Origin of the sequence: Nonomuraea sp. NPDC050783 (assembly GCF_040802095.1) — a bacterium.
Lineage (GTDB): Bacteria > Actinomycetota > Actinomycetes > Streptosporangiales > Streptosporangiaceae > Nonomuraea.
Genome location: NZ_JBFAHK010000023.1, coordinates 105,889 through 125,720, shown reverse-complemented (window position 1 = coordinate 125,720; position 19,832 = coordinate 105,889). Strand labels below are relative to the sequence as shown.

Annotated in this window: 22 protein-coding genes; 3 read left to right on the top strand and 19 right to left on the bottom strand. The window is 70.2% G+C overall.

From position 1 onward, the window contains the following. Positions 1-71: 71 nt before the first annotated feature. From nuoK to AB0H75_RS41075, 13 genes are all read right to left on the bottom strand, one after another. A complete protein-coding gene (gene nuoK / locus AB0H75_RS41135) occupies positions 72-368 on the bottom strand; it encodes an NADH-quinone oxidoreductase subunit NuoK (RefSeq protein WP_020542667.1) in 297 nt (98 codons plus the stop codon). Further along, a complete protein-coding gene (locus tag AB0H75_RS41130; protein ID WP_367805687.1) occupies positions 365-1,177 on the bottom strand; it encodes an NADH-quinone oxidoreductase subunit J in 813 nt (270 codons plus the stop codon). Before AB0H75_RS41130 ends, nuoK begins: the two co-directional genes overlap by 4 nt. Then, positions 1,170-1,685 carry an NADH-quinone oxidoreductase subunit NuoI gene (gene nuoI, locus AB0H75_RS41125; RefSeq protein ID WP_367805685.1) on the bottom strand — a complete coding sequence of 172 codons (516 nt, stop codon included), beginning with the start codon at positions 1,683-1,685 and terminating at the stop codon, positions 1,170-1,172. Before nuoI ends, AB0H75_RS41130 begins: the two co-directional genes overlap by 8 nt. Then, positions 1,672-2,970: an NADH-quinone oxidoreductase subunit NuoH gene (gene nuoH, locus AB0H75_RS41120; protein ID WP_367805683.1), complete on the bottom strand. Its 1,299-nt coding sequence runs from the start codon at positions 2,968-2,970 to the stop codon at positions 1,672-1,674. The genes nuoI and nuoH overlap by 14 nt, the downstream gene beginning before the upstream one ends. Further along, positions 2,967-5,342, bottom strand: a complete 2,376-nt coding sequence (locus AB0H75_RS41115; RefSeq protein ID WP_367805681.1) for an NADH-quinone oxidoreductase subunit G — start codon at positions 5,340-5,342, stop codon at positions 2,967-2,969. Before AB0H75_RS41115 ends, nuoH begins: the two co-directional genes overlap by 4 nt. Further along, positions 5,339-6,628 (bottom strand): NADH-quinone oxidoreductase subunit NuoF, encoded by a 1,290-nt coding sequence (gene nuoF, locus AB0H75_RS41110; protein WP_367805679.1) that lies wholly within the window; start codon positions 6,626-6,628, stop codon positions 5,339-5,341. Before nuoF ends, AB0H75_RS41115 begins: the two co-directional genes overlap by 4 nt. Further along, positions 6,625-7,281 carry an NADH-quinone oxidoreductase subunit NuoE gene (gene nuoE, locus AB0H75_RS41105; RefSeq protein ID WP_367805677.1) on the bottom strand — a complete coding sequence of 219 codons (657 nt, stop codon included), beginning with the start codon at positions 7,279-7,281 and terminating at the stop codon, positions 6,625-6,627. Before nuoE ends, nuoF begins: the two co-directional genes overlap by 4 nt. Further along, on the bottom strand, positions 7,278-8,603 hold the full coding sequence (locus AB0H75_RS41100) for an NADH-quinone oxidoreductase subunit D (protein WP_367805675.1): 1,326 nt from the start codon (positions 8,601-8,603) through the stop codon (positions 7,278-7,280). Before AB0H75_RS41100 ends, nuoE begins: the two co-directional genes overlap by 4 nt. Next, positions 8,600-9,205, bottom strand: a complete 606-nt coding sequence (locus AB0H75_RS41095) for an NADH-quinone oxidoreductase subunit C (RefSeq protein ID WP_367805722.1) — start codon at positions 9,203-9,205, stop codon at positions 8,600-8,602. The genes AB0H75_RS41100 and AB0H75_RS41095 overlap by 4 nt, the downstream gene beginning before the upstream one ends. Before the next feature lie 86 nt (positions 9,206-9,291). Continuing rightward, positions 9,292-9,843 (bottom strand): NADH-quinone oxidoreductase subunit B family protein, encoded by a 552-nt coding sequence (locus AB0H75_RS41090; protein WP_367805673.1) that lies wholly within the window; start codon positions 9,841-9,843, stop codon positions 9,292-9,294. Between the two features lie 2 nt (positions 9,844-9,845). Further along, the gene (locus AB0H75_RS41085) at positions 9,846-10,241 is read right to left on the bottom strand and encodes an NADH-quinone oxidoreductase subunit A (RefSeq protein ID WP_367805671.1); all 396 of its coding nucleotides are present in this window, start codon (positions 10,239-10,241) and stop codon (positions 9,846-9,848) included. Positions 10,242-10,305: 64 nt separating this feature from the next. Further along, positions 10,306-11,559, bottom strand: coding sequence for a geranylgeranyl reductase family protein (locus AB0H75_RS41080; protein ID WP_367805669.1), 1,254 nt, complete (start codon positions 11,557-11,559; stop codon positions 10,306-10,308). 240 nt (positions 11,560-11,799) lie between these two features. Then, complete coding sequence (locus AB0H75_RS41075; RefSeq protein ID WP_367805667.1) at positions 11,800-12,516, bottom strand: demethylmenaquinone methyltransferase; 717 nt, start codon at positions 12,514-12,516, stop codon at positions 11,800-11,802. Positions 12,517-12,594: 78 nt separating this feature from the next. Here AB0H75_RS41075 and AB0H75_RS41070 point away from each other — a divergent pair, with 78 nt between their 5' ends. Then, positions 12,595-13,824 (top strand): hypothetical protein, encoded by a 1,230-nt coding sequence (locus AB0H75_RS41070; protein WP_367805665.1) that lies wholly within the window; start codon positions 12,595-12,597, stop codon positions 13,822-13,824. Here AB0H75_RS41070 and AB0H75_RS41065 read toward each other — a convergent pair. Then, positions 13,821-14,039: a DUF4229 domain-containing protein gene (locus tag AB0H75_RS41065; RefSeq protein ID WP_367805663.1), complete on the bottom strand. Its 219-nt coding sequence runs from the start codon at positions 14,037-14,039 to the stop codon at positions 13,821-13,823. The genes AB0H75_RS41070 and AB0H75_RS41065 overlap by 4 nt on opposite strands. Positions 14,040-14,296: 257 nt before the next feature. Here AB0H75_RS41065 and AB0H75_RS41060 point away from each other — a divergent pair, with 257 nt between their 5' ends. Further along, complete coding sequence (locus tag AB0H75_RS41060) at positions 14,297-14,518, top strand: BldC family transcriptional regulator (protein ID WP_026214226.1); 222 nt, start codon at positions 14,297-14,299, stop codon at positions 14,516-14,518. Between the two features lie 188 nt (positions 14,519-14,706). On the opposite strand, the gene AB0H75_RS41055 is transcribed toward AB0H75_RS41060, so the two are convergent. Further along, positions 14,707-14,970: a hypothetical protein gene (locus AB0H75_RS41055; RefSeq protein ID WP_367805660.1), complete on the bottom strand. Its 264-nt coding sequence runs from the start codon at positions 14,968-14,970 to the stop codon at positions 14,707-14,709. 11 nt (positions 14,971-14,981) lie between these two features. Then, the gene (locus tag AB0H75_RS41050; RefSeq protein WP_367805658.1) at positions 14,982-16,031 is read right to left on the bottom strand and encodes a hypothetical protein; all 1,050 of its coding nucleotides are present in this window, start codon (positions 16,029-16,031) and stop codon (positions 14,982-14,984) included. A 137-nt stretch (positions 16,032-16,168) separates the two neighbouring features. Between AB0H75_RS41050 and AB0H75_RS41045 the strand changes: the two genes are divergently transcribed. After that, on the top strand, positions 16,169-16,465 hold the full coding sequence (locus AB0H75_RS41045) for a PLD nuclease N-terminal domain-containing protein (RefSeq protein WP_367805656.1): 297 nt from the start codon (positions 16,169-16,171) through the stop codon (positions 16,463-16,465). A 38-nt stretch (positions 16,466-16,503) separates the two neighbouring features. On the opposite strand, the gene ccsB is transcribed toward AB0H75_RS41045, so the two are convergent. The 3 genes from ccsB to AB0H75_RS41030 are packed head-to-tail and all read right to left on the bottom strand — an operon-like array spanning position 16,504 to position 19,827. After that, a complete protein-coding gene (gene ccsB / locus AB0H75_RS41040; RefSeq protein ID WP_367805654.1) occupies positions 16,504-17,556 on the bottom strand; it encodes a c-type cytochrome biogenesis protein CcsB in 1,053 nt (350 codons plus the stop codon). Beyond that, positions 17,546-19,105: a cytochrome c biogenesis protein ResB gene (locus AB0H75_RS41035; RefSeq protein ID WP_367805652.1), complete on the bottom strand. Its 1,560-nt coding sequence runs from the start codon at positions 19,103-19,105 to the stop codon at positions 17,546-17,548. Before AB0H75_RS41035 ends, ccsB begins: the two co-directional genes overlap by 11 nt. Next, positions 19,105-19,827, bottom strand: a complete 723-nt coding sequence (locus AB0H75_RS41030; RefSeq protein ID WP_367805650.1) for a cytochrome c biogenesis CcdA family protein — start codon at positions 19,825-19,827, stop codon at positions 19,105-19,107. The genes AB0H75_RS41035 and AB0H75_RS41030 overlap by 1 nt, the downstream gene beginning before the upstream one ends. Between the last annotated feature and the right edge of the window lie 5 nt (positions 19,828-19,832).

Genomic DNA, 19,832 nt, shown 5'->3' with positions numbered 1-19,832 from the left:
GCCAGGCGTTGCCGATCACACCGCCGGTGTGCTGGGTGATCTGAGCGATTTCAGACTCCACCAGTCACCTCTTAGTACTTCAGCAGGTTCGCGTCGTCGACGGACGCGGACCTGCGGGTTCGGAAGATCGTCACGATGATGGCCAGGCCGACCACGACCTCGGCCGCGGCCACCACCATCACGAAGAACGCGATGATCTGGCCTTCCAGGTTGCCGACCTGCCTGGAGAAGGTGACGAAGGCGAGGTTGCAGGCGTTGAGCATCAGCTCGACGCACATGAACACCACGATCGCGTTGCGCCTGATCAGCACGCCCATGGCGCCGATGGCGAACAGCAGGCCGGACAGGACGAGGTAGTGCGTGGTCACTTGGTCACCTCACTGCCGTGCTCGGTCGCGTCCTGCTCGGCCTCCGGGGACGCCTCCTCCTGCTCGGCCCGGTGCCTGATGGCCTCGGCGAACTGGGGGTCGGCGGGAAGGCGGTCGTGCTCGACGTCGTAGCGGGCGATGTAGCGGTTGACGGAGGACTCGGCCACCGACCCGTCGGGCAGCCGGGCCGGCATGTCGATGGCGTTGTTCCTGGCGTACGTGCCGGGGCCCGGCAGCGGCGAGGGGTGGTCGCCGAGGAAGCGGGCCTTGGACAGGTCCTTCTGCGTCGGCTTCTCGGTCAGGCGCTCGCGGTGGGCGAGCACCATCGCGCCCAGCGCCGCGGTGATGAGCAGCGCCGAGGTGATCTCGAAGGCGAACACGTACTTGGTGAACAGCGCCATCGCGATCGAGCGGATGTAGCCGCCCGAGCCCTGGGTGGCCTGCTGGAGCCCGGCCTGCGGGGTGAAGATCGCGTTGCCCACGGCCACCACGATCAGCACCGCGAACCCGATGCCGGCCAGGATCGCCCAGAAGCGCTGGCCCCTCAGCGTCTCGACGAAGGAGTCGGAGGAGTCGACGCCCACCAGCATGAGCACGAACAGGAACAGCATCATGATCGCGCCGGTGTAGACGATGATCTGCACCGCGGCCAGGAACGGCGCGTCCTGCACCGCGTACAGGACCGCGAGGCAGAGCATGACCGTGCCGAGCATGAGCGCCGAGTAGACGGCCTTCCGGTTGAAGACCATGCCGAGCGCGGCGCCGACGGACACGACGGCGAGCACCCAGAACGTGATGGTCTCACCCATTGGTCCGCCCCAGCCGGTAGTAGTCCTCTTCGGTCTCACCGAGCCGCATGGGGTGCGGAGGCTGTTCCATGCCCTGAGTCAGCGGCGCGAGCAGCATCTCCTTGGTGTAGATGAGGCTCTCGCGGCTGCTGTCGGCCAGCTCGTACTCGTTGGTCATGGTGAGCGCGCGGGTGGGGCAGGCCTCGATGCACAGGCCGCACAGGATGCACCGCAGATAGTTGATCTGGTAGGTGCGCCCGTAGCGCTCGCCCGGCGAGAAGCGCTCCTCCTCGGTGTTGTCCGCGCCCTCGACGTAGATCGCGTCGGCGGGACACGCCCAGGCGCACAGCTCGCACCCGACGCACTTCTCCAGCCCGTCCGGCCAGCGGTTGAGCTGGTGACGCCCGTGGAAGCGCGGAGCCGTCGGCTTCTTCTCCTCCGGGTAGTTCGTCGTGACGGGCTTCTTGAACATCGTGTGGAAGGTGACCCCGAAGCCCTTGACGGGGTTCAGCCAATCAGTTAGTCCCACTGGGAATCTCCTTGTGCTGCGCCCCGTGGTAGTGCGGCAGATCGAGCGGCGGCACCGGGAAGCCACCTGCCGCGGGCTCGTTGGACAGTTGCTCGAACTCGGCGTCGGCCTCGGCCTTCTTGGCTTCCTTGCGCCGCTGGTTGACCGTGTCGAAGCGCATCCAGATGGCCAGCGCGCCGACCACGATGACCACGCCGAGCGCGATGCCGATCATCCGGTTGTCCTCGTTGACCACGATGTTGCGCACCGCGGCCACCAGCAGGATCCAGGCCAGGTTGACCGGGATGAGCACCTTCCAGCCCAGCGACATGAGCTGGTCGTAGCGCACGCGCGGCAGCGAGGCCCGCACCCACACGATGAAGCTGAAGGTCAGCACGAACTTGATGAAGAACCACAACACCGGCATCCAGCCCGTGTGCGCCCACGTCCAGGACATGGGCAGCGGGGCCCGCCAGCCGCCCAGGAACAGCGTGACCGCGATGCCGGAGGCGGTGAAGGTGTGCAGGTACTCGCCCATCATGATGAGCGCGAACTTCAGCGACGAGGAGTATTCGGTCTGGAAGCCGCCGACCAGCTCGCCCTCGCCCTCGGGCAGGTCGAACGGGATGCGGGCCGCCTCGCCGAACATGCAGACCACGTAGATCAGGAACGACGGGATCAGCAGCACCGCGTACCAGGTGTCGGCCTGCGCCTTGACGATCTCGGACGTGGACAGCGTCCCGGCGAAGATGAACACCGCCACGAACGACAGGCCCATGGCGATCTCGTACGACACCACCTGGGCCGCCGACCGCAGTCCGCCGAGCAGCGCGTACGGCGAGCGCGACGACCAGCCGGCCAGCACCACGCCGTAGACCGACACCGCGCCCATGGCCAGCATGAACAGCACCGCCACCGGCAGGTCCACGAGCTGCAGCGGCGTCTGCACGCCGAACAGGTTGACCATCGGCGCGAACGGCACGATCGAGAAGGCCAGGAACGCCGGGACCACCATGATGACCGGGGCCAGCAGGTAGAGCACCTTGTCCACGGTCCGCGGGAAGATGTCCTCCTTGAGGCCCATCTTCAGGCCGTCGGCCACGGACTGCAGCAGGCCGAACTTGCCGGCCCGGTTGGGGCCGTAGCGGTGCTGCATCCGCGAGATCAGCTTGCGCTCGTACCAGACGCCGAACAGGATGCCCAGCATCAGGAAGAGGAACAGCATCACGGCCTTGATGATGGTGATCCACAGCGGGTCCTTGCCGAAGTTGGCGAGGGTGGGATCGGCCGCGAGAACGAGGGTCATGAGGCGCTCCCGATGGTGACGATGTCGCCGGCCACCGCGTGCAGGTCACGGGTGACCGAGCAGCCGCCGGAGTTCGCAGGCACCCAGACCACGCGGTCCGGCAGGTCGGCGACGCGCACGGGCAGGGTGACGTTGCCGCCCACCACCAGCTTGTCACCGTCCGCGACGCCCAGCTCGGCGGCCGTGCTCTCGGAGACCAGCGCTTCGGCGGGGCGGGCGGTGCCCGCGAGGTACGGCTCGCCGTCCTGCAGCCTGCCCTCGTCGAGCAGCAGGTGCCAGGTCGCCAGCAGCGCCTCGCCGGCCGCCGGGACGGCCTGGGGGCGGGTGGCGACCTGCGGCGCGGGCAGCCGGGTGCCGCGCCAGGAGCCGAGCGTGGCCAGCTCGCGGCGCACGGCCTTGGCGTCCGGCAGGCCGAGGTGCACGTCCATGCGGTCGGCCAGGTTGGCGATCACCGCGAGGTCGCTCAGCAGGCCGGGCACCTTGAGCGGCGCGTCGAAGGAACGGCCGCGGCCCTCCCAGTTGACGAACGTGCCGCTCTTCTCCTGCACGGCGGCGACGGGCAGGACCACGTCGGCGCGGTCGGTGACGGCGCTGGCGCGGATCTCCAGGCTGACGATGAACGGCGTGTGCTCCAGCGCGTCGAGCGCCGCCGCCGGGTCGGCCAGGTCGTAGGGGTCCACGCCGGCCACGACCAGCGCGTCCAGCTCGCCGGCGCGGGCGGCGGCGAGGATGCCGGCCGTGTCGCGGCCCGGAGTGGCCGGCAGCGAGGCGACGTTCCACACCCGGGCGACCTCGGCCCTGGCGCTCTCGTCCTCGACCGGGCGGCCGATCGGCAGCAGGTTGGGCAGCGCGCCCGCCTCGACGGCGCCGCGCTCACCGGCCCGGCGCGGGACCCAGGCGAGCCGGGCGCCGGTGGAGTTGGCCAGCCGGACCAGCGCCGACAGCGCGCCCGGCGAGGTGGCCAGGCGCTCGCCGGCCAGCACGATCGTGCCCTCGGGCAGCCGCCCGACCAGCTCGCCGATGGCGTCGGCCTCGGCGCCCGGCGCGGTGCGGACGAGCAGGCCGCCCATCTTGGCCAGGCCGGGGGTGGCGAACGGGGCGATCGCGCTGATCTTGAGGCCCTTCTTCATCGCCGCCTTGCGCAGGCGCAGGAAGACGATGGGCGACTCCTCCTCGGGCTCGAACCCGACGAGCAGCACGTGCGGGGCGTTCTCCAGGTCGGCGTAGCTGATCTCGATGCCCTTGCCGGCCACCGCGTGCGCCAGGAACTGCGCCTCCTCGGCGGAGTGCGGGCGGGCGCGGAAGTCCACGTCGTTGCCGGCGAGGGCGAGGCGGGCGAACTTGGCGTAGCCGTAGGCGTCCTCGACCGTGACCCGGCCGCCGACCAGCACACCGGCCTTGCCGCGGGCCTTGGCCAGGCCCTCGGCGGCGACCGCCAGCGCCTCCGGCCACGAGGTGGGCACGAGCACGCCCTCCTCGTTGCGGACCAGCGGCGTCTTGAGCCGGTCGGGCTGCGTGGCGTAGGTGAACGCCCAGCGGCCCTTGTCGCAGTTCCACTCCTCGTTGACCTGCGGGTCGTTGCCGGCCAGGCGGCGGGTGACGCGGCCGCGCCGGTGGTCGGTGCGCAGGCTGCAACCGGAGGCGCAGTGCTCGCACGCGCTCGGCGTGGACACCAGGTCGAACGGGCGGGCCCGGAACCGGTAGGCGGCGCCGGTGAGCGCGCCGACCGGGCAGATCTGCACGGTGTTGCCGGAGAAGTAGGAGTTGAACGGCTTGCCGTCGGCCGTACGCACCTGCTCCTTGGCCCCGCGCTCGAAGAACTCGATGAGCGGGTCACCGGCGATCTGGTCGGAGAAGCGGATGCAGCGCGCGCACTGGACGCAGCGCTCGCGGTCCAGCAGCACCTGCGTGGACAGCGGCAGCGGCTTGGGGAAGGTCCGCTTCTGCTCCTGGAAGCGGGACTCGCCGCGGCCGTTGGACATCGCCTGGTTCTGCAGCGGGCACTCGCCGCCCTTGTCGCAGACCGGGCAGTCCAGCGGGTGGTTGAGGAGCAGGAACTCCATCGCCGAGCGCTGCGCCTTCTCCGCCACCGGCGAGGTGAGCTGCGTCTGCACGACCATGCCCTCGGCGACCTCGATCGCGCACGACGGCTGCGGCTTGGGGAAGCCGCGGCCGTTGCCCGCGTCGGGGATGTCGACCAGGCACTGGCGGCAGTTGGCCGCCGGGTCGAGCAACGGGTGGTCGCAGAACCTCGGGATCTGGATGCCCAGCAGCTCGGCGGCCCTGATGATCAGAGTGCCCTTGGGGACACTGACCTGGAACCCGTCGATGGTCAGGGTCACCAGGTTCGTTTCGGTCTCTACGACGGTCACTGCTCACCCCAGAGAGTGGACTTCTTCGGGTCGAACGGGCAACCGCCGATCTCGAAGTGCTTGAGGTACTCCTCGCGGAAGTACTTCACCGAGGAGTGGATCGGGCTGGTCGCGCCGTCGCCGAGGGCGCAGAACGAGCGGCCCAGGATGTTGTCCGCGATGTCGGTGATGGTGGCGAGGTCATCCTCGGTGCCCTGGCCCGCCTCCAGGCGCTTGAGCACCTGCTTGAGCCAGTAGGTGCCCTCGCGGCACGGCGTGCACTTGCCGCACGACTCGTGCGCGTAGAACTCCGTCCACCGCAGCACGGTGCGGACCACGCAGGTGGTCTCGTCGAAGATCTGCAGGGCCCGGGTGCCGAGCATGGAGCCCTTCGCGCCGACCGCCTCGAAGTCGAGCGGCACGTCGAGGTGCTCGTCGGTGAAGATCGGCGTGGAGGAGCCGCCCGGGGTCCAGAACTTGATCTGGTGCCCGGCCCGGACGCCGCCGGCCATGTCGAGCAGCTCGCGCAGCGTGATGCCGAGCGGGGCCTCGTACTGGCCGGGCCTGGTCACGTGGCCGCTGAGCGAGAAGATGCCGAAGCCCTTCGACTTCTCGGTGCCCATGCCGGCGAACCAGTCGGCGCCGTTGGCGATGATCGAGGGAACACTCGCGATCGACTCGACGTTGTTCACCACAGTCGGCGAGGCGTACAGGCCCGCCACGGCGGGGAACGGGGGCTTGAGTCGCGGTTGACCTCTGAAGCCCTCCAGCGAGTCGAGCAGCGCGGTCTCCTCGCCGCAGATGTACGCGCCGGCGCCGCTGTGCACCACCAGCTCCAGGTTGAAGCCGGAGCCGAAGATGTCGTTGCCGAGGTAGCCCTTCTCGTACGCCTCCCGCACGGCCGCGTGCAGCCGGCGGATGACGTGCAGCACCTCACCGCGCACGTAGATGAAGGCGTGGCTGGCCCGGATCGCGTACGAGGTGATGATGACGCCCTCGACCAGCGCGTGCGGGTTGGCCATCATGAGCGGGATGTCCTTGCAGGTGCCCGGCTCCGACTCGTCGGCGTTGACGACGAGGTAGTGGGGCTTGCCGTCGCCCTGCGGGATGAAGCCCCACTTCATGCCGGTGGGGAAGCCCGCGCCGCCGCGGCCGCGCAGGCCGGAGTCCTTGACCGCCTGGATGACGGCGTCGGGGTCCATGCCGAGCGCCTTCCTGGCCGCCTTGTACTCGCCGTAGGCGTCGAGGGTGAAGGAGTCGGGCCGGTCCCAGTTGGCGGTCAGGACCGGGGTGAGCGTGGTCGTCATGCCTCTGGGGCCTTCCATCCTTTGGCCTTGGCCACCTTCAGGCCCTCCAGCGAGGGGCCGGCCGCCGACGGGCCCTCGCCCGCCAGCTCGTCGGGCAGGCCCGCGAGCACCCGCGAGGCCTCCTTGAAGGTGCACAGCTTCTTCGGGCCGCGCGTGGGCGCCACGTCCTTGCCGGCGCGCAGGTCGTCGACGAGCTGCTTGGCCGACTCGGGGGTCTGGTTGTCGAAGAACTCCCAGTTGACCATCATGACGGGCGCGAAGTCGCAGGCGGCGTTGCACTCCAGGCGCTCCAGGGAGATCTTGCCGTCGGCGGTGGTCTCCTCGTGACCCACGCCGGCGTGCTCGCTGAGCTCCTCCCAGATCTGGTCGCCGCCCATCACCGCGCACAGCGCGTTGATGCACACGCCGACGTGGTACTCGCCGGCCGGCTTGCGCTTGTACATGGTGTAGAAGGTCGCCACGCCCGTGACCTCGGCCTTGCTGATGCCGAGCATCTCGGCACAGAACTCCTGGCCGTCGTCGGAGACGTAGCCGTCCTCGGACTGCACGAGGTGGAGCAGCGGCAGCAGGGCCGACCGCGTCTTCGGGTAGCGGCCGATGATCTCCTTGGCGTCTCGTTCGAGCCGCTCGCGGATGTCCGGCGAGTAGGTCACCGGTCCACACCTCCCATGACGGGGTCGATAGAAGCCACCGCGGCGATCACGTCGGCGACCTGGCCGCCCTCCGCCATGGCGGGGAAGCTCTGCAGGTTGCAGAAGGACGGCTCGCGGAAGTGCACGCGGTAGGGCCGGGTGCCGCCGTCGCTCACCACGTGGGCGCCGAGCTCGCCCTTGGGCGACTCGATGCTGGCGTACGCCTGCCCGGCCGGCACCCGGAAGCCCTCGGTGACCAGCTTGAAGTGGTGGATGAGGGCTTCCATCGAGGTGCCCATGATGTGGGCGATGTGGTCGGGCGAGTTGCCGTAGCCGTCGGGGCCGAGCGCGAGCTGCGCGGGCCAGCCGATCTTCTTGTCCTCGATCATGACGGGCTGGCCCTTGAGGTCGCCGGCGATCCGGTCGAGGGCCTGCTCGATGATCTTGAGGGACTCCTCCATCTCCTTCATGCGCACGAGGTAGCGCGAGTAGACGTCGCAGCCGCGCTCGGTGGCGACGTCGAACTCGTAGGTCTCGTAGCCGCAGTAGGGCTGCGACTTGCGCAGGTCCCACGGCAGGCCCGCGGCGCGCAGGATGGGGCCGGTGACGCCGAGCGCCATGCACCCGGTCAGGTCGAGGTAGGCCACGTCCTTGGTGCGGCGCACGTAGACCGGGTTCTCGTCGAGGAGCTTGCGGATGTCCTTGATCCGCTTGGGCATCTCCTTGAGGAACTCGCCGACCTTGTCCACCGCGCCGGCCGGCAGGTCGACGCTGACGCCGCCGGGGCGGACGTAGGCGTGGTTCATGCGCAGGCCGGTGATGTACTCGAACAGGTCCATGACCATCTCACGGTCGCGGTACCCGAACAGGAACGGCGTGGTCGCGCCCAGCTCCATGCCGAACGTGCCCATCGCCACCAGGTGCGAGGAGATGCGGTTGAGCTCCATCATCATCACGCGGATGGCCTGCGCCCTGGCGGGCACGCGGTCGGTGATGCCGAGGAGCTTCTCGACGCCGAGGCAGTAGGCGGTCTCGTTGAAGATCGGCGAGAGGTAGTCCATGCGGGTCACGAACGTGGTCCCCTGGGTCCACGTCCGGTACTCCATGTTCTTCTCGATGCCGGTGTGCAGGTAGCCGATGACGCCGCGCGCCTCGGTCACCGTCTCGCCGTCGAGCGTGAGGACCAGGCGGAGCACGCCGTGCGTGGACGGGTGCTGCGGGCCCATGTTGACGACCAGCCGCTCCTCCTCGGAGTCGCGGACGCCGGTGACGACCTGGTCCCAGTCGGCTCCGTTGACCGAGTAGACCTTGCCCTCGGTCGCCTCGTCGTAAGACGTGCTCACGAGTAGTACCTCCTCCGGTCGGGCGAGGGGATGGTGGCGCCGCGGTACTCGACCGGGATGCCGCCGAGCGGATAGTCCTTGCGCTGCGGGTGGCCGTCCCAGTCGTCCGGCATCATGATCCGGGTCAGGCCGGGGTGGCCGTCGAAGACGATGCCGAAGAAGTCGTACGTCTCCCGCTCGTGCCAGTCGTGACCAGGGTAGACGCCGACCGTGGATGGAATGTGCGGGTCGGCGTCGGGGCAGCTGACCTCCAGCCGCACCCGCCGGTTGTGGGTGATCGAGCACAGGTGGTAGACGGCGTGCAGCTCCTCGCCCACCAGGTGCGGGTAGTGCACCCCGGAGACGCCGAGCGACAGCTCGAAGCGCAGCGCCGGGTCGTCGCGCAGCTTCTGGGCGACCTCCACCAGCCGCTCGCGCTTGACGTGCAGGGTCAGCTCGCCGCGGTCGACGACGACGCGCTCGATGGCGTCGTCGAGGGCCAGGGTGTCGACGATCTCGTCGAAGTAGCCCCCGTACGGGCGGGGCGTGGAGAGCTGCGGCGCGCGGCGCACGACGAGGCCGCCGTAGCCGGAGGTGTCGCCGGAGTCCTGGGCGCCGAACATGCCGCGCCGGACGACCGGCGGCTCGGGAGCCTTGGGGACGTCGGGCACCTGCGCGTCGGGAACCTCGGGGAGGTTGTCGGGCGAGGTCACTTCGCGGCCCCCTGGTCGATCACCGGCAGCGTGCGCAGCGCCTGCAGTTCGAGCTCCTCGATCTGCTTGGCGCGGTGGGCGCCGAACTTCATGTTCTGGATCTTGTCGTGCAGCTTGACGATGGCGTCGATGAGCATCTCCGGCCGCGGCGGGCAGCCGGGCAGGTAGATGTCGACCGGCACGACGTGGTCCACGCCCTGGACGATCGCGTAGTTGTTGAACATGCCGCCGCTGGAGGCGCACACGCCCATCGCGATGACCCACTTGGGCTCGGCCATCTGGTCGTAGATCTGCCGCAGCACGGGCGCCATCTTCTGCGAGACCCGTCCGGCGACGATCATGAGGTCGGCCTGGCGGGGAGACGCCGAAGCGCGCTCCATGCCGAAGCGCGCCAGGTCGTAGTGGGGGCCGCCGGTGGCCATCAGCTCGATGGCGCAACAGGCGAGGCCGAAGGTGGCCGGCCATACGGAGTTCTTGCGCGCCCATCCGGCCGCCGCCTCGACGGTGCTGAGGATGAACCCGCTGGGGAGTTTCTCTTCAAGTCCCATTTTCAGTCCCAGTCCAGACCCTTGCGGCGCCACACGTACGCGTAGGCGACGAGCACGGTGACGATGAACAGCAACATCTCCACCAGGGCGAACAGCCCCAGGCCGGGCACGATGACCCCGCCCGCGTCGTTCCGCAGCGGCGCGAACGAGACCGCCCACGGATAGAGGAAGATGATCTCGATGTCGAACACGATGAAGAGCATCGCGGTGACCATGTACTTGAGCGGGAACCGTCCACCACCGACGGGCTGGGGCGTCGGCTCGATGCCGCATTCGTAGGCGTCAAGCTTGGCGCGGTTCCAGCGCTTGGGGCCGGTGAAGGGAGCGATGGCGACCGAGAAGATCGCGAAGCCCCCCGCGAGAACGGCGAGCACCAGGATGGGCACGTAAAGGTCCATCGCTACGCCTCCTCTGGAGTCGCCGCGCGCGCGGGCGCGCAGCCGGATCTGTTGATTGCGGGATTCATGCTGACGGAGCGACCTTCGAAAGCGCGTTGATGATCAGGTCCGACGCATCGCCTCGCCGGTCGGTGAGATTACCAAGGAGTTTGATGGCGAAGCGCATCAGCCTAGGGTGAGGCAGCCCGTGCCTGGTCCCGAAGCTCATCACTCCCGGTTTTCCGATCGCCTCGACGAACCATCTGCCGAGCGTGAAGTAGCCGCCGTAGGCGTCCTTCAGCGTCTGAGGATAGGTGCGCAGGATCCGCTCCCGCTGGGCGGGGGTGGTTCCCTTGAGGGATTTGGCGATGACTTCGGCGGCGATCTCGCCGGTTTCCATGGCGTAGGCGATGCCCTCGCCGTTGAACGGGTTGATGGCCCCGCCCGAGTCGCCGACGAGCACCAGGCCGCGCGTGTAGTGGGGCTGCCGGTTGAAGGCCATCGGGAGCGCGGCGCCGCGGATGGGGGCCGTCATGTTCTCCTCGGTGAACTCCCAGTCGGCCGGCATGGACCGGCACCAGCGGCGCAGCAGGTCGCGGTAGTCGATGTTCTTGAACTGGGCGCTGGTGTTGAGCAGCCCGAGACCGACGTTCGCGGTGCCGTCGCCGACGCCGAAGATCCAGCCGTAGCCGGGCAGCAGGGTGTCGCCGTCCCACAGCTCCAGCCAGATCTCCAGGTAGTCGTCGTCGTGGCGGGGGCTCTCGAAGTAGGTGCGCACGGCCACGCCCATCGGGCGGTCCTCGCGCTTGTGCAGGCCCATGCCGAGCGCGAGGCGGGTGCTGTTGCCGTCGGCGGCGACGACCAGGCGGCTGCGGAAGGTGCGCCCGTCCTTGGTACGGACGCCGACGATGTGGCCGCTGCGGTCGTCGAGCACGGGCTCGGTGACGGTGACGCCCTCCATCAGGCGCACGCCGTTCTTGACCGCGTTGGCGGCCACGATCTGGTCGAAGTCCTGGCGGGTACGGACGAGGCCGAAGTCGGGGAAGCGTTCGAGCTGCGGCCAGTCCAGCTCGAAGCGGAGGCCGCCGCCGACGACGCGCAGGCCTTTGTTCCTGATCCAGCCGGGGGCGTCGATGTCGACGCCCATGTTCAGCAACTGCTTGACCGCCCGCGGGGTCAGGCCGTCGCCGCAGACCTTCTCGCGCGGGAACCTGGTCTTCTCCAGGAGCAACACGTCGAGACCGGCCTGGGCGAGGTAAAAGGCGGTTGCGGAACCGGCGGGACCGGCGCCGACGACGATGACGTCGGCGTCAGCCTGGAGGGCTGTGGGCACGGTCACTGGACTGTCCTGTCCTACACACGCGAAGGCCTCGGGGTGTTGTGCGCCTTCGTTCCTTTGTGAACCCCTTCACAAACTTATCGGCCCGCAGTCTACTGCTTTTGCTGTACATAGTGGCAGTCGGGGGACCGTTCTGTGATCCCTGGGGACGGCGTGCCGGTCGTGGCGAGGGGGACATCGACATGAGAGAAATCTGGCAGACGCGTAATACCTGCTGATATTGCGATATCCAGCCGCCTGTCAGCCCGCCTTGAAGGCCCGGTGCATGGCCACGATCCCCATCGTCAGGTTGCGCCAGGCCACCCGCTCCCAGCCGGCCCGCCGGATCGTCTCGGCCAGGGTGGGCTGGTCGGGCCAGGCGCGGATCGACTCGGCGAGGTATTCGTAGGAGTCGTCGTTGGAGCCGAACACCTTGGCCACCCTCGGCAGCAGCCGCATGAGGTACTCGCGGTAGACCGTGTCGAACGCCCCCACCGTGACGTGCGAGAACTCCATGACCACCAGCCTGCCGCCCGGCCTGGTGACGCGGAGCATCTCGCGCAGCGCCTGCTCGGTGTCGTGGACGTTGCGCAGCGCCACCGAGATCGTCACCGCGTCGAAGGCGTCGTCGGCGAACGGCAGCCGCAGCGCGTCGCCCGCGACGAACGGCACCCCCTCGCCGCTCAGCGCGTTGCCGCCGTGGCGGCGCACGCCGGTGCTCAGCATGCCGAGCGAGAAGTCGCAGGCGATGGCCCGGGCGCCGAGCGTGGTGAAGGTGTCGGTGGAGGTGCCGGTGCCCGCGCCCAGGTCGAGCACGACCTCGCCGGGGCCGGCGTCCACGGCGGCGGCCACCGCCCTGCGCCAGAGCCGCACCTGCCCGAGGGAGATCACGTCGTTGACGAGGTCGTAGCGCCGGGCGGTGCGATCGAACATCGCGGCGACCTGGTCCGGCTGCTTGTCCAGCTGAGCACGCGTCATGCGGGAAAGCTTATGGCTATCGGGACAATCAACGGAAAGTGACTGACGGGTTACCGAACGTCTGCTAGTTCTTGGGGAATGCTTGCCCGTGTCGCCCTCGCGGCGCTCATCGCATCGGCCCCCTCGGTCCCCTCCGCTCACGGCTCGTACGCGCAGACGCGCGTCGTGTCGGCCGACCCGGTCGACTACACCCCCCACGTCCTCGACGGCATCGTCAACGCCATCGCCGTCGCCGGCCGCACCGTCGTGGTCGGCGGCTCCTTCAGCGAGGTGAGCGACGCCGGCCGCACCGAGTCCCTGCCGCGCGACAACCTGTTCGCCTTCGACCTGCTGACCGGCCGCCTCCTGCGGGAGTTCGCGCCGGTGGTCGGCGGCCCCGTGTACGCGCTGGCCGCCGGCGAGCGCGGCACCGTCTACGTCGGCGGCGACTTCCACGGCGTGGACGGCGCCCGCGCCCGGGGGCTGGCCCGGGTCCGGCTCGCCGACGGCGCCCTGGAGCCCGGCTTCGAGCCGCGCCTCACCGGCGGCTCGGTGAGCACCCTCGCCCGGCAGGGCGGCCACCTCTACGTCGGCGGCGACTTCTCCGGCCCGCGCACCGGCCTGGCCCGGCTCGACGCGGCCACCGGCGCGGCCGACCCGCGCTTCGCGGTCACGCCGGGGGCGCCGCTGACGTCCGGGGTCAAGGTCCAGGCGCTGGCGCTGTCCCGCGGGCGGCTGGCGGTGGACGGCTCGTTCACCACGCTCGACGGGCACTCCCGTCCGCAGCTCGGGCTGATCGACGTCAGCGGGCCGGTGGCGCGGGTCGCGCCGTGGCGCAGCGACGCCTACGCCCGCGAGTGCGCCGAGGCGTTCCCGTCGTACGTCCGGGGCCTCGACTTCTCCCCCGACGGGAGCTACTTCGTGGTGGTGACCACCGGCGGCGCGCGCGGCGGGATGTGCGACACGGCGGCCCGCTTCGAGACCTACGCCAGGGGCTCGGCGATCCGCCCGACCTGGGTCAACGCGACCGGCGGGGACTCGTTGTACGCGGTCGCGGCGACCGGGGCCGCGGTGTACGTCGGCGGGCATCTGCGCTGGCTGGACAATCCGCGGGGGCGCGACACGGCCGGCCCCGGGGCGGTGGCGCGGCCGGGCATCGGCGCCATTCATCCGGTCACGGGAAAGGCGCTCGCGTGGAATCCCACGCGGGAGCGCGGCATCGGCGTGAAGGCGTTTTCGGCGCAACCCGCCGGACTACTTGTCGGTAGTGACACAACCGGACTCGGACGGGAGTACCATGCCCGGATTGGCATGTTCCCCTTGCCCTAGTCGTCCCGCGGCTGTGGGCGGTCGAGCTTGTCGCTGATCCGCGCGCTCATGGCGTCGCGCTGCTTCGACAGCAGGACGTAGCTGGCCACCCCGCTGATGAGGAATGACGCGGCGATCAGCACGAGCGGGTTCTGCAGGCCGAGCAGGTACAAGACCCCGAGGGTCACGACGAACAGGCCGATGCGCGACGCGGTGTAAACGAGAACGGGATGCACGGCTTCGAGGTTACTCGGACCTGTGTCCCGGTCGCTCTTCGCATCGGGCGCGTGCGCTGCTACTGTTCCCAGTTAGGGAGTTTCGTAAAGAAACACCCACGAGAGCCCCAAAGAGGCTCTATCATATAACAATCGGGCAGTCAGCTGATAACAACCCGTGATCTTCTCCGAAAACCACGGATAAATCAGGCTTCGCTCGACACACTGGTTACCTGTCCGCCCGCTGGCAGGAAGCGGGATGCGAGGGGGAGAGATTGGTGGAGAGTAGCAGCGAGCGTCTGCTGACCCCTGGAGAGGTTGCCGCCCTCTTCCGGGTAGACCCAAAGACGGTTACGCGCTGGGCTGCGGCAGGCCGCATCAGCAGTATCCGCACCCCCGGAGGGCACCGGCGCTTCCGCGAGTCGGAAGTCCACGCCCTTCTCCGAGGCGAGGATGTTCTCACGGCCGACAGGCCAGCAGGTGAGTCCCCGCGCGTCTGACGTTCCGTCAAGACGGTGATCCTGCGATCCGGCAGGGTCACCGCCTGCGGAACCCGAGGTTCGCGTGCTTCCCGGCCACACTGCCGTAGGGCAAGCACGGGGCGGCGCCAACCGCCGACCGTGGCTGGCGCCTGTCCGTCGTTCCGCCCCGGGCCCGCCGTCAGCCGCTCCGGCTCGTCACCCGCAGCTCAGGTGTCCTCCTGCCGCGCCCCTGATGCCTCCTGCTCCGCCTTGAACGCCAGGAACTCGCGCTCCAGGTCGTCGTTCTCCTCCTCCCAGCGCCGGCGGCGCAGCTCCAGCTCCTCCTCCGTCAGCGACTCCGCCAGCCAGCGCTCGTAGCCGGGGTCGCCCGGCCGCACCTCCGCGTAGGCGTTGCCGATCAGGCGCCCGTCCTCGCTGGTCAGGCTCCGCGGCACGCGCAGGGTCCCGTCCGCGAGCCGGATGACGTACATGGGCGGATCACCTAGATTCCGTAGCGCCGGTTGAAGAACAGCATGACGTCGAGCGCCATCCGCGTGTCACCCCCGAGCATGTCCACCAGGGCGGGACGCCGGCGGGCGGCGATGGCGGCGAAGGCGTCGGCGAAGAACTCCTTGCGGCCGAGCCCGCCGCCCTGCCGGTGGAAGGCGGACACCAGGATCGGCCGGGCCTTCTCGTAGAGACGCGCGAACTCCGGCGAGTCGGACACCCAGGAGCCGTGGGGCGCGTCGATGTCGTCGAGGGCGTGGCCCACCTCGTGCATCATCACGTCGGGGGTCGGCGAGGGGCGGTCGCCGACGACGATCTTGCGGTCGCCGTACGCGCCGGCGCAGATGTCCCAGGTCGCGCGGCCCGAGGGCAGCGGGGCGCCGCGCAGGTAGCCCATGTCGTCGAGGTCGGGAACGCCGCCGGGGCCGACGTAGATGCCCTCCAGGCCGGCCACGAGCCGCTCCTTCAGCCGGTCGGGCAGCCGGGCCAGGCTCTCCACGGCCCGGACGACGTCGGGCGGCGGCGGGCCCTGCCAGGCGTCCCACTGGCGGTGCAGGATGGACTCCAGCTTCCCGCAGTGGCGTAAGCCGTCGCCCATGGACGGCGCGTCCGGGCGGTGCGGCTCGGCCCGCGGCGGGCGGTCGTCGAGCTCGAAGTCATACCAGGTGTAGCGGGGGCGGTCGAGGACCGCGGCGGGCAGCCGCTCGTGCCGCTCGCGCGGGGCGAAGGCGTCCGGCCGATCGTCGGCGCCGGGCCAGGAACGCCGTTCCGGCCGCTCAGCGCCCCTTTCACGGCCTCGCGCGGCCCCGTTGGCCCTCCGGTTCTCGGTATGGCCGTCCAGGCCCTCTCCGGGCCTCTCACGCGCGCCGGACCAGAAGGAGCGGTCCGCGCCGCTCGGCGCGTCGGCGCGGCGGGAGAAGAGATAGGAGCCGCGCCGCCACCAGCGGCCACGGCGATGCCGGCCCTTGTCCGGGGAGTCCCTCCCCCAGGAACCCCTCCCCCAGGAACCTTTGCCCCGGGAACTCCTGTCCTGGGAAAAGGCCATCGCACCTCGCAACGCCGTGGAGCCCCCTGCGGGCTCCGCCGTTTCGGGTTCCACGGTACGACGTGGATCTTCCCCTAGTCACCCGAAAGAGGACATCGAGCAGCACGACCACGTCTCGGATGGCTTACAGTTCGGACATGGCAGGTGTTGTGATCGGCCTGGCGCTGCTCGCCTTCTGGCTCTTCTCGCTCTTCGACGTCGTCACTACCCCGGAAGATGAGGTTCGGAACGTACCAAAGACCCTCTGGATCCTGATCGTCGTCCTGATTCCGCTGGTCGGCGGCCTGATCTGGATGGCGCGCGGCCGTCCGCAGGCGCCGCGGCAGGCCTGGCCGGTCACCCACGGGCCGGGCATGCCGAAGGGCCCCGACGACGACCCCGACTTCCTGCGTGACCTCGACCGGCGCCTGCGGGGCGGCGGCGACGACCTCTGAGCCCGGCTCCCCCGGACCGGGCTCCCCGGCGGGCCTGCTCAGACGTCGGCGTAGCTGTGCAGGCCGGTGATGAAGATGTTGACGCCGATCAGGTTGAACATCAGGCAGCCGAACGCCACGAGCTGCACCACCGTGGCGGCCTTCCCCCTCCATCCGGCCGTCACCCGGGCGTGCAGGTAGGCGGCGTAGGCCACCCACGTGATGAACGACCAGACCTCCTTGGGGTCCCAGCCCCAGTAGCGCCCCCAGGCGCGGTCGGCCCACAGCGCGCCCGCGATGACCGCGAACGTCCACAGCGGGAACGCGAACACGATCGCCCGGTGCGCCACCCGCTCCAGGTCCTCGCGGGCCGGCAGGCGCGACATGCCGTCACCGCGCAGCAGGTAGAGCACGCCCGCGACGCCCGCCATCGTGAGCAGGCCGCTGGCGACGATGGCGGCGGTGACGTGGATGGCGATCCAGTACGAGTTCAGCGCCGGCACCACGGGCCCCGCGGCGGTGTAGAAGACCTTGACCGCCAGGCCCAGCCCGAGCGCGGCCGTGACCATGACGAACGCGCCGAGGAAGCGCACGTTGTGCCGGAGCTGGGTGAGCAGGAACGCCGAGACCGCGGCGAAGCAGATCGCCACCACGAACTCGTACATGTTGCCCCACGGCCAGCGGCCCACGGCGAGGCCCCGGGTCACGATGGCGGCCAGGTTGGCGGCCCAGCCGAGCCACCCGAGCGCCAGCGCCAGCGTCCCGGCCCGCGCGGCCAGCGGCGACGCCTCCCTGACGGCGGGCGGCTCCCCGGTCTCCACGGATTCCCCGGTCTCCCCGGTCTCCCCGGTCTCCCAGGATTCCCCGGCTTCCGCGATCTCTCCGGCCGCGCCGGCCTCCACGCTCTCCGCGGCCGGCGTGCCCGCCTCGGCGGCGCCGACCGTCACCGGCTGCCTGGCGGCCGGCCGTGGTGCGGCCCTGCCGGCCCTCCGGCCGGCGTTGTAGCGCCCGAAGGCCAGCTCCGTCGCGAAGGCGACCATGCCGAGGACGTAGAGCAGGACCGCGGCGACGACGGTCAGGTCGCTCAGCCCGGCGAGTTGCTCAGCGGACATCCTTGTCTCCTGCTGATAGAACCTTGACGATGTCGGCGAACTCCTCGGCGAAGCCCGCCGCGGAGCCTTCGGTGCGGGTGAGACCGCCGACCTCCACGGTCGCGTCCTTGACCCTGACGAACACCCTGCGCCGCCGGACGAGCAGCGACAGCGCGATGGACACGACGGCCGTGCCGGCGAACAGCAGCGCGGGCAGCCGGCCGGGGTCGTAGGCGACCTGCAGCGTCATCCACTGCTTGACGCCGGTGAACTCCAGCCGGCCCGCCCCGCCGGGCAGCTCGACCGACTGCCCGACCGCCAGCGGCTTGGGCACGCTGGTGCCCATGAGCAGCGGCTTGAGCTTCTTCAGCGTCTCCGGCGGGGCCAGCTCGTAGACCGACTGCGGCCGCCCGTCGCGCAGGCCCAGGTCGCCGCTGAAGGCGCCGAGGAGCTGCACCTCGGGGTTGAGCTCGCCGGGGAAGGCGGAGGCGTAGGTGCCGTCGGTGAGCGGCACACTGGTCGGCAGGAAGCGCAGCAGGAACCCGAGCTGCGACGGCTGCGCGTCGGGCACCTTGACCACGCAGCCCGAGGTCATCGTGGCTTTGTCCTCGATCAGGCAGGCCACCGGCCCCTCGAAGGCCACCTGGCCCTTGCCGTCGGTGACCTTGAAGACCGGCGCGTAGCCGTTGCCGATGAGGTAGGTCTGCGTGCCGCCGACCTCCAGCGGCGAGTTGACCTTGAGCTGGACGTCGCGGGCGGGCGCGGTGGGCGTGTCGTTGACCTTGAGGTGGGCGGTGTAGTCGAGCGCCTGCCCGCGCTTGTCGCCGGCCACCTGGTAGGAGACGTCGAAGCGGTCGAGCTGCAACGAGAACGGCTCCAGCGACTCGGCCGACACCTGGCTGCCGGGGATGAAGCGGTCGTAGGCGGCCACCGTGTTGGCGAAGCCGTCGCCCTCGACGACCAGGACGTTGCCGCGGTAGCCGTACAGCGAGCCCGCGCCGATCGCGAGCAGGATGCCGAGCAACGCGACGTGGAAGAACAGGTTGCCGGTCTCGCGCAGGTAGCCCTTCTCCGCCGAGACCCAGCCGTCGCCGGTGACCACGCGGAAGCGCAGCCGGCGCAGGCGCCTGGCGGCCTCCTCGACGCTCAGCGCGCCCTCGAAGGAGGCGGCGTGGGGCAGCCGGGTGAGGTTCTTCGGGGCGGCGGGCGGCTTGCGGCGCAGCTCGCGCACGTAGGTCAGGGTGCGCGGGATGATGCAGCCGATGAGCGAGGTGAACAGCAGCAGGTAGACGGCGGCGAACCAGGTGGAGGTGAAGACCTCGAAGAGCTGGAAGCGGTCGTACCACTCGGCCAGCGTGGGGTTCTGCTCGTACAGGCGGGCGACCTTGTCGGGCTCGACGCCGCGCTGCGGCACCAGCGAGCCGGGCACCGAGCCGAGCGCCAGCAGGAACAGCAGGATCAGCGCGGTCCTCATCGAGGTGAGCGTGCGCCAGGCCCAGCGCAGCCAGCCGACCGGGCCGAGCCCGGCCTGCCTGGACGCCTGCTCGCGCTCCAGCTCGTCCACGCTCATCAGATCACCGGCTCGAACGCGCCGATCACACCCTGCATGGCCGCGATCATCTCCCCCCACAGGCCGGTCACCAGCAGCACGCCGACGGCCACCAGCATCGCGCCGCCGATCCTGGTGATCAGGCGCGAGTGCCTGCGGATGGCCCGGAACGTGCGCAACGCCTTGCTGTAGGCCAGCGCCGCCCCCACGAACGGCAGCCCCAGGCCGAGCGCGTACGCCACGGCCAGCAGGGCGCCGCGCGCGGCGCTGCCCTCGTTGAGCCCGAGCGCCAGCACCACGGCCAGCGTCGGCCCGATGCACGGCGTCCAGCCGAGCCCGAACACCACGCCGAGCAGCGGCGCCCCGGCCAGCCCCGCCGCCGGGAGCCGGTGGATGCGCACGTCGCGCATGAGCCCGGGCACCACGCCCAGGAACGCCAGCCCGAGCACGATGGTCAGCACGCCGATCACCCGCGTGATGACCTCGGCGTTGTCCAGCAGCGCCGAGCCGAGCCCGCCGAACAGCGCCCCGCTGAGCATGAACACCAGCCCGAACCCGGCCACGAACAGCACCGTCCCGAGCACCAGCCGCCCCCGCCTGGGGTCGGCGCTCATGCCGGTCACGTACGACAGGTAGCCGGGCACCAGCGGCAGCACGCACGGCGACAGGAAGGACACCACCCCGGCGAGCACCGCGATCGGCACGGCCAGCAGCAGCGACCCCGACGCCACGACGCCGCTCATCGCGC

What these genes read in the sequence shown, in the direction of transcription:
- AB0H75_RS41035 (WP_367805652.1), bottom strand. Translation starts at nt 19,105, where the DNA reads ATGAGCGTGGACGAGCTGGAGCGCGAGCAGGCGTCCAGGCAGGCCGGG.
- AB0H75_RS41045 (WP_367805656.1), top strand. Translation starts at nt 16,169, where the DNA reads ATGGCAGGTGTTGTGATCGGCCTGGCGCTGCTCGCCTTCTGGCTCTTC.
- AB0H75_RS41050 (WP_367805658.1), bottom strand. Translation starts at nt 16,031, where the DNA reads ATGGCCTTTTCCCAGGACAGGAGTTCCCGGGGCAAAGGTTCCTGGGGG.
- AB0H75_RS41090 (WP_367805673.1), bottom strand. Translation starts at nt 9,843, where the DNA reads ATGGGACTTGAAGAGAAACTCCCCAGCGGGTTCATCCTCAGCACCGTC.
- AB0H75_RS41030 (WP_367805650.1), bottom strand. Translation starts at nt 19,827, where the DNA reads ATGAGCGGCGTCGTGGCGTCGGGGTCGCTGCTGCTGGCCGTGCCGATC.
- AB0H75_RS41055 (WP_367805660.1), bottom strand. Translation starts at nt 14,970, where the DNA reads ATGTACGTCATCCGGCTCGCGGACGGGACCCTGCGCGTGCCGCGGAGC.
- AB0H75_RS41070 (WP_367805665.1), top strand. Translation starts at nt 12,595, where the DNA reads ATGCTTGCCCGTGTCGCCCTCGCGGCGCTCATCGCATCGGCCCCCTCG.
- ccsB (WP_367805654.1), bottom strand. Translation starts at nt 17,556, where the DNA reads ATGTCCGCTGAGCAACTCGCCGGGCTGAGCGACCTGACCGTCGTCGCC.
- AB0H75_RS41075 (WP_367805667.1), bottom strand. Translation starts at nt 12,516, where the DNA reads ATGACGCGTGCTCAGCTGGACAAGCAGCCGGACCAGGTCGCCGCGATG.
- AB0H75_RS41095 (WP_367805722.1), bottom strand. Translation starts at nt 9,205, where the DNA reads ATGTTCGGCGCCCAGGACTCCGGCGACACCTCCGGCTACGGCGGCCTC.
- AB0H75_RS41130 (WP_367805687.1), bottom strand. Translation starts at nt 1,177, where the DNA reads ATGGGTGAGACCATCACGTTCTGGGTGCTCGCCGTCGTGTCCGTCGGC.
- nuoF (WP_367805679.1), bottom strand. Translation starts at nt 6,628, where the DNA reads ATGACGACCACGCTCACCCCGGTCCTGACCGCCAACTGGGACCGGCCC.
- AB0H75_RS41085 (WP_367805671.1), bottom strand. Translation starts at nt 10,241, where the DNA reads ATGGACCTTTACGTGCCCATCCTGGTGCTCGCCGTTCTCGCGGGGGGC.
- nuoH (WP_367805683.1), bottom strand. Translation starts at nt 2,970, where the DNA reads ATGACCCTCGTTCTCGCGGCCGATCCCACCCTCGCCAACTTCGGCAAG.